This window comes from Mesorhizobium sp. WSM2561, from assembly GCF_000513915.1.
GTDB classification, from domain to species: Bacteria; Pseudomonadota; Alphaproteobacteria; order Rhizobiales; family Rhizobiaceae; genus Mesorhizobium; species Mesorhizobium muleiense.
On record NZ_AZUX01000018.1, the window covers coordinates 38679 to 51712 of the forward strand.

At 65.4% G+C, this 13034-nt stretch carries 9 protein-coding genes; 5 read left to right on the plus strand and 4 right to left on the minus strand.

Annotated features, from left to right (window positions below; all coding sequences use genetic code 11):
• The 3 genes from M727_RS0116770 to lpdA all read left to right on the plus strand — a co-directional run bounded on the left by M727_RS0116770 (nucleotide 1) and on the right by lpdA (nucleotide 4165).
• Complete coding sequence (locus tag M727_RS0116770; RefSeq protein ID WP_027153639.1) at nucleotides 1-1014, plus strand: alpha-ketoacid dehydrogenase subunit beta; 1014 nt, start codon at nucleotides 1-3, stop codon at nucleotides 1012-1014.
• A 229-nt stretch (nucleotides 1015-1243) separates the two neighbouring features.
• Complete coding sequence (locus M727_RS0116775; protein ID WP_027153640.1) at nucleotides 1244-2644, plus strand: dihydrolipoamide acetyltransferase family protein; 1401 nt, start codon at nucleotides 1244-1246, stop codon at nucleotides 2642-2644.
• Nucleotides 2645-2767: 123 nt separating this feature from the next.
• The gene (gene lpdA, locus M727_RS0116780; RefSeq protein WP_027153641.1) at nucleotides 2768-4165 is read left to right on the plus strand and encodes a dihydrolipoyl dehydrogenase; all 1398 of its coding nucleotides are present in this window, start codon (nucleotides 2768-2770) and stop codon (nucleotides 4163-4165) included.
• Nucleotides 4166-4333: 168 nt separating this feature from the next.
• On the opposite strand, the gene M727_RS0116785 is transcribed toward lpdA, so the two are convergent.
• On the minus strand, nucleotides 4334-5437 hold the full coding sequence (locus M727_RS0116785; protein WP_027153642.1) for a saccharopine dehydrogenase family protein: 1104 nt from the start codon (nucleotides 5435-5437) through the stop codon (nucleotides 4334-4336).
• A gap of 124 nt (nucleotides 5438-5561) precedes the next feature.
• Between M727_RS0116785 and M727_RS0116790 the strand changes: the two genes are divergently transcribed.
• Nucleotides 5562-5990: an Lrp/AsnC family transcriptional regulator gene (locus tag M727_RS0116790; RefSeq protein ID WP_027153643.1), complete on the plus strand. Its 429-nt coding sequence runs from the start codon at nucleotides 5562-5564 to the stop codon at nucleotides 5988-5990.
• Nucleotides 5991-6230: 240 nt separating this feature from the next.
• The gene (locus M727_RS0116800; protein WP_027153645.1) at nucleotides 6231-7460 is read left to right on the plus strand and encodes an amidohydrolase/deacetylase family metallohydrolase; all 1230 of its coding nucleotides are present in this window, start codon (nucleotides 6231-6233) and stop codon (nucleotides 7458-7460) included.
• A 178-nt stretch (nucleotides 7461-7638) separates the two neighbouring features.
• Here M727_RS0116800 and M727_RS0116805 read toward each other — a convergent pair whose 3' ends face one another.
• The 3 genes from M727_RS0116805 to M727_RS0116820 all read right to left on the minus strand — a co-directional run bounded on the left by M727_RS0116805 (nucleotide 7639) and on the right by M727_RS0116820 (nucleotide 12952).
• The gene (locus tag M727_RS0116805) at nucleotides 7639-9408 is read right to left on the minus strand and encodes an NAD(P)/FAD-dependent oxidoreductase (protein WP_027153646.1); all 1770 of its coding nucleotides are present in this window, start codon (nucleotides 9406-9408) and stop codon (nucleotides 7639-7641) included.
• Between the two features lie 201 nt (nucleotides 9409-9609).
• Nucleotides 9610-10548 (minus strand): MurR/RpiR family transcriptional regulator, encoded by a 939-nt coding sequence (locus M727_RS0116810; protein ID WP_027153647.1) that lies wholly within the window; start codon nucleotides 10546-10548, stop codon nucleotides 9610-9612.
• Nucleotides 10549-10936: 388 nt separating this feature from the next.
• The gene (locus M727_RS0116820; RefSeq protein WP_027153649.1) at nucleotides 10937-12952 is read right to left on the minus strand and encodes an aldo/keto reductase; all 2016 of its coding nucleotides are present in this window, start codon (nucleotides 12950-12952) and stop codon (nucleotides 10937-10939) included.
• Between the last annotated feature and the right edge of the window lie 82 nt (nucleotides 12953-13034).

Sequence of the window (13034 nt, forward strand, 5' to 3'; positions counted from 1 at the left end):
ATGCCAAGACGGACCATGATCGAGGCGATCCGCGACGCCATGGACGTCTCGATGGGGCGCGACGAACGCGTCATCGTGTTCGGCGAGGATGTCGGTTTTTTCGGCGGCGTGTTTCGCTGCACCCAAGGCCTGCAGGCGAAATACGGCAAGAGCCGCTGCTTCGACACGCCGATCAGCGAAGCGGGCATCGTCGGCTCGGCCATCGGCATGGCCGCCTACGGCCTGAAACCTTGCGTCGAGGTGCAGTTTGCCGACTATGTTTATCCGGCCTATGACCAGATCGTCTCGGAGGCGGCGCGGCTGCGCTACCGCTCGAACGGCGATTTCACCTGCCCGATCGTGGTCAGGATGCCGACCGGCGGCGGCATTTTTGGCGGCCAGACCCACAGCCAGAGCCCGGAGGCGCTGTTCACGCATGTCTCCGGCCTGAAAGTCGTCGTGCCGTCCAATCCGCATGACGCCAAGGGTCTTCTGATCGCGGCGATAGAGGATCCCGATCCGGTGATCTTCCTGGAGCCGAAGCGGCTCTACAACGGCCCGTTCGATGGCCATCACGAGCGCCCGGTGACGCCGTGGTCGAAGCATGAGCTCGGCGAGGTCGCCGACGGGCATTATACGGTCCCGCTCGGCAGGGCGGTGATCCGCCGGCCGGGCGCCGCTGTCACCGTGCTGGCCTACGGCACGATGGTCTATGTCGCGCAGGCGGCGGCCGAGGAGACCGGCATCGACGCCGAGATCATCGATCTGAGGACGCTGCTGCCACTCGATCTCGAGACGATCGTCGACTCGGTCAACAGGACAGGTCGCTGCGTGATCGTGCACGAGGCGACGCTGACATCCGGCTTCGGCGCCGAGCTGTCGGCGCTGGTGCAGGAAAACTGCTTCTACCATCTGGAAGCGCCCGTGGTGCGGGTCGCCGGCTGGGACACGCCCTATCCGCATGCGCAGGAGTGGGACTATTTCCCCGGTCCGGCCAGGCTCGGCCGCGCGCTCGTCGAAACGATGGAGGCCTGACGATGGCAGGCAGAGCCTCGGACCAATTGCCAATGGTGGCGCCGCCCCTCATCCGCCTGCCGGCACCTTCTCCCCGTGCAGAACGGGGAGAAGGGACTGGCCGCCACGCCGGCGATCCCCCTCTCCCCGTTGTTCACGGGGGTCCGAAGGACGGGCGAGACAAGCGGCTCGCCCCGGAATGGGCAGGGGTGAGGGGCAGCGCAAACGCTTCGGTAGAGGGGACCTGACGATGGGCGAATATGTGATCAAGCTGCCCGATGTCGGCGAAGGCGTCGCCGAGGCCGAGTTGGTCGAGTGGCAGGTCAAGGTCGGCGATCTCGTGCGCGAGGACGCGGTGCTTGCCGCCGTCATGACCGACAAGGCGACGGTCGAGATTCCTTCGCCAGTCGACGGCGAGATCGTCTGGCTGGGTGCGGAGATCGGCGACACGGTGGCGATCGGCTCGCCCATCGTACGCCTGAAAGTGGCCGGCGAGGGCAATGTGGGGGCAGCTGCGGAGCCGGGCGGCGAGGTAACCCCCACCGGCGCTACCCCGACCCCTGGCCCCTCCCCACAAGGGGGAGGGGGACGCGCCCAGGCCGCTGAAGCCAGTGCCAAATCGGCCCCGCCCCCGCCCCCGCCCCCGCCCGGAAAAGTCTCTGAGCGTGAGGTTGCATCGGCGACGGAATCCTCCTCCCCCTTGTGGGGAGGGGCCAGGGGTGGGGGTGCTGCGGTCGATCGGGGGCCTGCATCCGTCGCCGCGCCGCGCCCCGAAGGTGAAAAGCCGCTGGCGTCGCCGGCCGTCCGCCTCAGGGCGAAAGAGGCCGGTGTCGATCTCCGACAGGTCAGGGGAAGCGGCCCGGCCGGCCGCATTCTCCACGAGGACATCGACGCCTTCCTGGCGCGCGGACCGCAGCTTGCGAAGGTCTCCGGCCTCGCCCGCAACGAGGCCGTCGAGGACATCAAGATCATCGGGCTCAGGCGCAAGATCGCCGAGAAGATGGCGCTGGCCAAGTCGCGCATCCCGCACATCACCTATGTCGAGGAGATCGACGTTACGGCATTGGAGGATTTGCGCGCGGCGCTCAACAAGGAGAAGCGCAGCGGCGTCGAGCGGCCGAAGCTGACGCTGCTGCCGTTCCTGATGCGGGCGATGGTCAAGGCGATCGCCGACCAGCCCAATATCAACGCGCTGTTCGACGATGAGGCCGGCATCGTCCACCAGCATGGCGGCGTCCATATCGGCATTGCCGCGCAGACGCCTTCGGGGCTGGTGGTGCCGGTGGTCAAGCACGCCGAGGCACGCGACATCTGGGATTGCGCCGCCGAGGTTTTCAGGCTGGCCGAGGCAGCCAAGTCAGGCACGGCGGCGCGCGACGAGCTGTCGGGATCGACGATCACCATCACCTCGCTCGGCGCCATGGGCGGCGTGGCGACGACGCCGGTGATCAATCATCCGGAAGTGGCGATCCTCGGCGTCAACAAGATGATGATGCGGCCGGTGTGGGACGGCACCCAGTTCATGCCGCGCAAGATGATGAACCTGTCCTCCAGCTTCGACCACCGCGTCATCGACGGCTGGGACGCAGCGGTGTTTATTCAACGGATCAAGACGCTGCTGGAGACCCCGGCGCTGATTTTTGTGGATTGAGGCTGTGATGCAAGAAATGAGAGGGGCAACGATCCTTCCCACCCCCCCTCTGTCCTACCGGACGGGGTGCTGTCCCTCCGACAGCAAAATTTTGCACCGCTGCGACGCCTTGAGAGGAACCCCATGAAGGAAATATCCTGCAAGCTGCTCGTCATCGGCGCCGGTCCGGGCGGCTATGTCTGCGCCATCCGCGCCGGCCAGCTCGGCATCGATACGGTGATCGTCGAATTCGGCAAGCCGGGCGGCACCTGCCTCAATGTCGGCTGCATTCCGTCCAAGGCGCTGATCCATGCGGCCGAGGAGTTCGAGAAAATCTCGCACATGACGAGCGGCAAGAGCCCGCTCGGCATTTCAATCGCCACGCCATCGATTGATCTCGAAGCGACCGTCGCATGGAAGGACGGTATCGTTAGCCGGCTGAACAGCGGCGTTGCCGGCCTGCTCAAGAAGGCCGGGGTCAAGACCGTGCATGGCTGGGCGAAATTCCGCGACGGCAAGACCGTCGAGGTCCAGACCGAGACCGGCATGCAGGTCGTCCGCGCCGAGACGGTGGTGATCGCCACCGGCTCGGCGCCGGTCGAGCTGCCGTCACTGCCGTTCGGTGGGCCGGTAATCTCGTCTACCGAAGCGCTGGAGCTGAGCGAAGTGCCGGAAAGGCTTGCCGTCGTCGGTGGCGGCTATATCGGGCTCGAGCTCGGCATCGCCTTCGCCAAGCTGGGCGCCAAGGTGAGCGTGGTCGAGGCCTTGCCGCGCGTGCTGGCGCTATATGATGCCGAGCTGACCCGGCCGGTGGTGAAGCGGCTCGCCGAGCTCGGCATCGAGGTGCTCGTGAATGCCAAGGCCAAGGGCCTGTCGAGCAAGGGCGATGCGCTGCTGGTCGAAACGGCGAGCGGCAAGAATGGCAAGATCGCTGCCGACAGGATCCTGGTCACCGTCGGGCGCAAGCCGGTGGTCGAAGACTGGGGGCTGGAGCAGATCGACCTCGATATGGCGGGTAAATTCATCCGCATCGACGACCAGTGCCGCACCTCGATGCGCGGCATCTTTGCCATTGGCGACGTCACCGGCGAGCCGATGCTGGCGCACCGGGCGATGGCGCAAGGCGAAATGGTCGCCGAGATCGTCGCCGGCCACAAGCGCAGCTGGGACAAGCGCTCAATTCCCGCCATCTGCTTCACCGATCCGGAGCTGATCACCGCCGGCCTGTCGCCGGAGGAGGCCAAGGGGCTCGGCGGCGAGATCAAGGTCGGCCTGTTTCCGTTCGCCGCCAATGGCCGGGCGATGACCAAGCTGAGTGAGGATGGCTTCGTCCGGGTTGTCGCCCGCGCGGACAACCATCTGGTGCTCGGCATTCAGGCGGTCGGCCAGGGCGTGTCGGAACTGTCGACGGCGTTCGGCCTGGCGCTGGAAATGGGCGCGCGGTTGGAGGATATCGCCGGCACCATCCATGCCCATCCGACGCAGGGCGAGGGTTTTCAGGAGGCGGCGCTGAAGGCGCTTGGGCGGGTGTTGCATGTTTGAGAGGAGGTGATCTCCCCCCTTTGAGGGGAGATGGCCGGCAGGCCAGAGGGGTCGGTTCGACAGGATGCGACCTCCCTTGCGACAGATGGAGGGTGGCGTTCTACGCGAGGCGACCCCCCCTCTGTCGCCTTCGGCGACATCTCCCCCTCGAGTGGGGAGATGTCACACCTAACCCGCAAGCCGGCTAACCATCTCGTGCTGCGCATAGGCGCGGCCGAAGCGGTTGGCGAGGAACGCGTCGAGCGCGATGTCTTCCTGCTTGATAAAACCCTGCGCCGGCAAGCTGCCGTCGGCCAGCATGTCGAGCACAGCGCAGATGGCGGAGGCGGTGGTGATCTGGATGGCGCTGCGCACCTTGTCGCCGACGCGCCTGGCGTAGATCTTGTTGGCGTAGGTTTCCTGCAGCAGGCGGCCGTTCTTGCGGCCGCTGACGGTGACGAAGACGATGACCACGTCCTGCAGCGTCGCCGGCAGGGCGCTCTCAAAAATGTCCTTCAGCACGTCGCGGCGGTGGCGCAGGCCGAGATCGTTGAGCAGCGCCTTCATGATCGCGGCGTGGCCGGGGTAGCGGATGGTGCGATAGTTCAGCGTGCGCACCTTGCCCTTCAGCGTTTCGGCCAGAGTGCCGAGCCCGCCCGAGGTGTTGAACGCCTCGTAGGTGACGCCGTCGAGCGAGAATTCCTCGCGCTCCTCCAGCGGCGGTACCTCGATCAGTTCGCCTTCGACGATCGCCTCGCAAGGCTCGCAATATTCGTTGATGACGCCGTCCGTGCTCCAGGTCAGATTGTAATTCAGCGCATTCGACGGGTATTGCGGCAGTGCGCCGACCCGCATGCGCACGCTCTCCAGCGTGTCGAAGCGGCTGGCGAGATCATTGGCGACGATCGAGATGAAGCCCGGCGCCAGCCCGCATTGCGGGATGAAGGCGCTGTTGGCTGTACGCGCCAATTGCCTGACGCGCCGGGTCGCGACGACGTCCTCGGTCAGATCGAGATAATGCACATCGGCACTGGCCGCCGCTTCGGCGATGCGCGTGGTCAGGTGGAAGGGCGCGGCGCTGAGCACCGCGAACTTGCCGGCCAGGGCCGCTTCGAGCGTGCCGGCGGCTTCGATGTCGAGTTCCAGCGTCTCGACCGTTTCAGGCAGTTCGGCCGCGCCGAGCTGTGCGGCCGAACGGTCGACGAGGGTTATGTGATAGTCGCCGGTGGAAACCAGCATCTCGGCGATGGTCGAGCCGATCTTGCCGGCGCCGACAATTATGATGTTGTTCATGACAGTTCCCTCGCCTTGCCTTTCACAGAGCGGACAGAATCGCAGCTTGCCTGTCGAAAGGAAGTGTTGAACTGTTCAAAACGAAGTGCCAAATTGGACAGTATGCTGATGAGGTTCGTCGAAAGTGCTTAGCAACGCCGAACAGGCCCTGCTCTCCCTGCTGCGCGCGAATGCGCGCGCCTCGACGGCCGAACTGGCGCGGCGGCTCGGCGTGTCGCGGACGACGGTGCAGAGCCGGATCGAGCGGCTGGAACAGCGCGGCATCATCACCGGCTATGGCGTCAGGCTTTCACCCGACTACGAACAGGGACTGGTGCGGGCGCATGTCCTGCTCACCGTCACGCCCAAGCTTGCCGACAAGGTGGTGCGCAGCCTGCAGGCGCTGCCGCCGGTGCGGACGCTGCATTCGGTGAGCGGCAATTTCGACATGATCGTCATCGTTGACGCGCCATCGATCAAGGATCTCGACACGCTGCTTGATGAGATTGGCGCGATGGACGGGGTCGAGCGGACATCGTCGTCGATCATCCTGTCGACGCGGATTGATCGGTGAGTGCTGCCCGCGTTGGCGCGGCCCAGAAACGTTGGCGGGACAGCACCCCCCTCTGCCCTGCCGGGCATCTCCCCCTCAAGGGGGAGATCGGCAGTTTCGGCACTCCCGCTCCCGCTCACACCTGCGACGGTCTTGTAATAAAGCAACATCAATTCCGAATAATGTTGCTTTCCGACATGGCCTATATGAGAATTGCGCGGACACGCCGGTTGAACGAGAACAGACAGGAGCCGGACGCCGATGCGATTTGATCTCCTGCTGAAGGGCGGCCGCGTCATCGATCCGGGGTCCGGCCTCGACGCGCGACGCGATCTGGCCATCGCAGGTGGCCGCATCGCCGCGATCGATGCCGACATTCCCTTCGAGCGCGCCGCGCGCGTCATCGATGCGACGGGGTCCATTGTCGCGCCCGGCCTCATCGACCTGCACAGCCACGTCTATTGGGGCGGCACCTCGCTCGGCGTCGATGCCGACCGCCTCGCCGCAAAAAGCGGCACCACAACCTTCATCGACGCCGGAAGTGCTGGCGCCGGCAACTTCCTCGGCTTTCGCCGCCACGTCATCGAGCGCTCGAAGGTCCGCATCCTGGCCTATGTCAACATTTCCTTTGCCGGCATTTTCGGCTTCTCGCAGACCGTTTCGGTTGGCGAGTGCAGCGATCTGCGGCTCTGCGAACCGCGCGAGACGGTGGCGGCGGCGCGCGAGCATGCAGACGTGGTCGTCGGCGTCAAGGTACGCTCGGGTCGCCATGCCGGCGGCAGCAGCGGCATCGCGCCGGTCGATCTGGCGCTCGAGGCCGCCGACCAGGCCGGCCTGCCGCTGATGGCGCATATCGACGAGCCGCCGCCCGGCCGCTCGGAAGTGCTGCCGCGGCTGCGCAAGGGCGATATCCTCACCCACTGCTTCAGGCCGTTTCCCAACGCGCCGGTCTTCGCCTCGGGCGTGGTGCGCCCCGACATGCGGCTGGCGCGCGAACGCGGCGTCATCTTCGACATCGGCCACGGCATGGGCTCGTTCGATTTCGCGGTCGCCAGGGCGATGCTCAGCGAAGGGCTGGCGCCGGACGTGATCAGCAGCGACGTCCATCTCTACTGCGTCGACGGTCCGGCCTTCGACATTCTGGTCTGCATGTCGAAATTGCTGGCGCTCGGCATGCCGCTGGTCGAGGTGCTGCGCGCGACGACACAACGGCCGGCCGAGGCGATCGCAAGGCCCGAGCTTGGCACGCTTAAGGTCGGTGCCGTCGGCGACATCGCGGTGCTGCGGCTGCGCCCGGGCAGTTTTACCTTTGTCGATGCGGTCGGCGCATCGCTGATCGCCGAGCAGCGGCTGGTATCGGACGGCATCGTGATTGGCGGCACCTGGTGGCCGAACGAAGCGGCTAACGATTTTGGCGATACCGAACGCTTCGAAGCGCATGCGCATGAGACGCATGTCGATGTGGTGAGCCGGCATTTCGGGCGTGGGTGAAGGCTGGGCGGCTCTTCCTTCTCCCCTTGTGGGAGAAGGTGGCCGAGCGAAGCTCGGTCGGATGAGGGGTGCTCCAGAGAACACCAACGCCTCACTCCGTCCAACACCCCTCATCCGTCTCGGCGCTNCGCGCCGATCCACCTTCTCCCACAACAAGGGGAGAAGGAGAGATGCGCTGCTACCCATAAACCGGTGTCGCCACGCCTTCCATCCGCGCCTTGATCTGCAGCGCCACATATTTCGAGTAAAAGCGCGACAGCGCCAGATTGCCGCCGTGGAACCATAGCGCTTCCTGCGCCGTCGGCTTCCACATGTTGCGCAATTCGCCTTGCCATGGTCCCGGGTCGCCCCTGGTGCCAGAGCCGAGTCCCCAGCACGGCCCGACCTTGTCGGCGACCTCGCGCGAGACGATCGCCGCCACGGTTTCGTTCATCGACTGATAGCCGGTGCAGGAGATGATCGCGTCGGCCGCCAGTTCGCTGCCGTCGTCGAACAGGATTCCGGTTGGCGTCAGCGACTTGATCTCGACAGCGCTGCGGACGCCGATCTCGCCGTCGATGATCAGGTCGGACGCGCCGACGTCGATGTAATAGCCCGAGCCGGTGCGGTAGGCCTTCATCAGCAGCCCGGTCTCGTCGTCGCCGAAATCGATGGCGAAGCCGGCGCCGCGCAAGCGGTCGTAGAAGGCCGCGTCACGCGCCTTGATGATGTCGTACAGCGCCCGCTGGCCTTGCGGCAGCAGCGCGAACGGCGTCGAGGCGACGATCATGTCGGCCTTTTCGGTGGTGATGCCGCGGGCCAGCGCCTTTTCCGAAAAGATCTCGAAGCCGACCTCCATCAGCGTGTCTGACTTCACCACCGTCGTCGGCGAGCGCTGGATCATGGTCACCGCAGCGCCGCTCTCCCAGAGGTCGACGGCGACATCGTGCCCCGAGCTTGCCGCGCCGATGACCGCGACGCGCCTGCCGCGGAATGTCTCGCCGCTAAAATACTGGCTGGAATGCAGGATCTCGCCCTGGAACGCAGCGGCGCCCGGCAGGTCGATCTGCCGCGGCGGGCCATAGGCGCCGGTTGCGAAGACGATGTGCTTTGGCATCAGCGTGATGCGCTCGCCGGCGCGGTCGACCTCGACCGTCCAGATTTTTTTGGCTTCGTCGTAGGACGCGCTGATGCATTCTGTGGAGGTCCAGTAATTGAGCTCCATGACGCGCGTGTACATTTCCAGCCAGTCGCCCATCTTGTCCTTGGGCGTGAACACCGGCCAGTTTTCCGGAAACGGGATGTAGGGCAGATGGTCGTACCAGACCGGATCGTGCAGCACGAGCGAGCGATAGCGGTTGCGCCAGGAATCGCCGGCCTGCGCATTCTTCTCGACGACGATGGCCGGCACGCCGAGGTGCCGCAGCCGCGCGCCCAGCATGATGCCGCCCTGGCCGCCGCCGATGACCAGGCAATAGGGCTGCTCAATGGCACCGAGATCACGCGCCTCGCGCGCCCTCGCCTCGGCCCAGGTCTCGCGGTCCGGATCGGCCTGGTGGCGGACACCCAGCGGCCGCGCCGGTCCCTTGCGCTCCTCAAAACCCTTGAGGTCGCTCATCGCCGTGAACAGCGTCCGGCATCTGCCGTCCTGCAGGCGCATGTTGCCATGGCCCCACGCCGATGACGTCTCGAAGCTGAACCAGGCTTCTATCGTGCCTTCGTGCGAGCTTGCTTCGCCAGTGAGCTGCCAGGCAGTCGGCTTGGTCGCCGCCAGAGTGGCGTCCAGCATGTTGCGGATCGCCGCGCGGCCTTCCATCGTCTTGATGTTCCAGGTGAAGGTCAGCAGGTCACGCCAGTAGCAATCCTCGACGAACAGATCGGTCGCGGCCGCGGCGTCCCCCGCCTCGAGGGCGCGGGAGAGCGAGGAAAGCCAGCTGGCCGCCTGTTTTGAGGGTGCCATGTCGAGCATTTTTTTCTCCTTCGAGTCGCCGAATCCGGATTGGGTCGTCAATTGTCGAACTCGGCGCTGCCCCTCATCCGCCTGCCGGCACCTTCTCCCCGTGAACAACGGGGAGAAGGGACTAGCTCCAGCGCTGGCGACCCCCTCTCCCCGTTTTTCACGGGGAGAGGGCAAGGGTGAGGGGCAGCGCAAACGCCCCTTAACCAGGCCTCAATCCCCCAGCGGCTCCATCTCCTTGCCCGTCCTGTGGATCTGGGCGTTGTATTTGATGCGGCGGACCGTTTCGCGGGCCGAGCCGTCGAGCTTGTATGCGGCCGCCACCGCCATCAGGTCGATCGCGGCCAGAAAGGCGAAGCGCGAGGCGGTCGGCTTCAGCGTGTCGGGATATTCGGGCACCGCCACCGTCAGCCTGACGTCGCAGGCGCGGGCAAGCTCGGTGTCGGGCGCGGTCACGCCAATCGCGTTGGCGCGGTAATGCTTGGCGAGCTCGAGGGCCTCGATCACTTCGCGGGTGCGTCCGGTCGCCGAAATGGCGATCACCAGGTCGCCGGGTTTCAGGGTCGAGGCGGTCATCCGCATCAGATAGGGGTCGCACTGGGCGCTGACGGTGATGCCATAGCGGAACAGCCGGTACTGGGTCTCCTGCGCCAGCGCCGAAGAGCTGCCGCCGAGGCCGAACACCGTGACCTGGCGCGCCTGGGCGATGAGCTCGGCGGCTTTCAGCAGCTGCGCCGGATCAAGCTGCCGTTCGGCCTCCTGCAGCGCCCGGCGGGCCTCGCCGAACACGGCATTCCAGTACGGCATGCCATTGTCGCTGTTCAGCGGCGGCGGCTTGCTCAGATAGAGCGCGCCGACGACCAGGCTCTGCGCCAGCTTCAGCTTGAAATCGCGAACCCCTTCGCAGCCGATGGCGCGGCAGAACCGGGTTACCGTGGGTTCGCTGACCTGGGCGCGCTGGGCGAGCACGGCATTGGAGGCGTCGACCGCGAATTTGACGTCGTCGAGCACGACATCGGCGACGCGCCGCTCCGCCGGGCGCAATTCACCGTAAGAGTCCTTCACCAGCGAAATGATGTCGGGGATGCGCCTGTCGCGCCCATCGGCTTCGTCGCCCGAGGTCAATCGTACATGGCCTTCAGCTTCGGTCATGACTTATACCTGCCGTTTGTGGAGCTCGACCTCTATCATGCTTGCGTGGCCGGTTTGCGAAGTATGTAGGAAAGCAACAAGCTTTTCAAGAAATAGAAAAGCTAATTCAAACAACACTGTAGACGCGGTGCAAACGATCCCGATGACTTGAGCCGCGGTCGCCGTTCGACTGCAAAGTCGGATAGTTACAGGACGCGCGCCTCCCCTTCTCCCCCTGTGGGAGAAGGTGTCGCCGAAGGCGACGGATGAGGGGTGCTCCAGCTTGGCACCGACGGCGATCCGTCCAACACCCATCTTCCGTCTCGGCGCTGCGCGCCGATCCACCGCCCGGGGCGAGTCACGGGCCTGCCCGCCCTTCGGGCCCCACAAGGGGAGAAGGCAAGGTAGGTCAGTCCGAACCGCCATCCAGCCACGCGATGTCGTCGGGTGAAAGCGCAATGTCGAGCGCCTGCAGGCTGTCCTCCAACTCGTCGAGCGTGCGCGGTCCGATCAGCGGGACGGACGGGAACGGCTGGGCCAGGACGTAGGCGAGCGCGACATGGATCGGGCTCTTGCCCAGCCTGTTGGCGAGCTCGATCGCGCGGTCGCGGCGGCCGAAATTCTTCTCGGAGTACCAGACCCGGACCAGCTCTTCATTGTCACGCTGGTCACGCCCGGCGCGGCCGGTGAAGAAACCCCTTCCCTGGCTCGACCAGGCGAAATTGGGCATCTGCCGGGCGGTCAGCCAGGCCTTCCAGTCATCGCTGGACGAGGTGACGCAACCCGGCCAGATCGGCACCAGCATCTCGGCCAGCGAAAAATTGTTCGAAAGCGCGCCAGGTTTCTGCTTGCCGGTCCGCTCGGCATAGGCAATCGCCTCGTCCATGCGTTCCCTCGTCCAGTTCGAGCCGCCGAACGGACCGCGAATGCGGCCAGCCCTGACCTCTTGATCCATCGCGTCGACGAATTCGTCGACCGGCACGTCGGGATCGTCGCGGTGCATGAAATAAACATCGACATGATCGGTCTGCAGCCGGTCGAGCGACTGGGTGAGCTGCTTGCCGATCACATCGGGATAGCAGAGCGGGGTGTGCGCGCCCTTGCCGATGACCACCGAGTGCTCACGCACGCCGCGGTTCTTCAACCATTGGCCGAGCAGCGTTTCGGTGTAGCCGCTGCCATAGATGAAGGCGGTGTCGAAGACGTTGCCGCCGGCTTCGAAATAGGCATCGAGCAGGATCATGCCGGAGGAGAAGGTGCGAAAATCCTCGAAGCCGAGCGCCAGGCACGAGGCCGGCCGCGGCAGGCCCGGAATTTCACGCTTCGGGATGGTGGTGCCGCCGGAGCGCAGCCGCCGGCCGGAGATGGTGTTGACACGTTTTTCGGGTTTTTCGATTTCGTATTCGAGGCCGATGGCGGCGCGCCATTTGTCGAGCACGCGCAGATTGCCGAGGCTGTCGGCCCAGCCCATCCCCGGCCAGGCAAACTCCTGCTTTCCGGCCAGGATCGCCTCGCCGGCGGCGTCGACCTCGAAAGCGTAGAGCCAGCGGTCTTCCCTGACCTCGACCACCTCCTCACCGCCTGAACGGATGATGCGGATTTCACCGATGCCGCCTTCCCTGCCGCTCGCATACCAGAAATCCGCGACCTCGATTCGGCCGCTGGTGCCAAGGATGCGCAGGACATTGTCCTGGGCGAGCGAGATGCCGCAGGAGACTTCGGCGACGATGCCGTTGGGAAAATGCAGCAGCGCCGAGGCCCATTCGTCGACGCCGGACTGGCCGAGATGCGCGGCACCGGCGACCTTGTCCGGCTCGGCGAAAGGCTTTCCCGATGCGGCCCCGGCAATCAGCCGCGCCATCGAAACGGGATAGCCGCCGACGTCGAGAATGCCGCCGCCGGCGAGATCGTTGGCATAAAGCCGGTGCTCCGGCATGAAGCCAGGCATGGCGAAGCCGAAGCTCGATTTCACCATGCGCACCTCGCCGATCGCGCCGGACCTGACCAGGTCGACCAGCTTTGCCGTCTGCGGATGCAGCCGGTACATGAAGGCCTCGCCGAGAAAGGTGCCGGCCCTGCGCGCCGCATGGATCATCGCGTCCGCTTCGAAAGCGGTGAGCCCCATCGGCTTTTCGCAAAGCACATGTTTTCCGGCCTCGGCCGCCCTGATTGCCCATTCGGCGTGGCTCGGATGCGGCGTCGAAATGTAGACCGCATCGACGTCCGGATCGGCGAGCAAAGCCTCGTAGCCGTCGAGGATGCGGGCACCCGAGAAGTTATCGGCGAGGCCTGATTTGCCGGGATTGCGCGCACCAATGGCGACCAATGTGCCGGTGCGCGAATGGGCGACGCCGCCGGCAAAGGCCTTGGCGATGGTGCCGGGCCCGAGAATGCCCCAGCGGATCTTTTGTGGTTCGGACGTCATTCCTGGATCTCCTTGGGGTCGCCTCGGCGTCGCGAGTTGGTGAAAGAAAAACTTCGTGTCTTGGTGTGGATGTCGTCGTCCC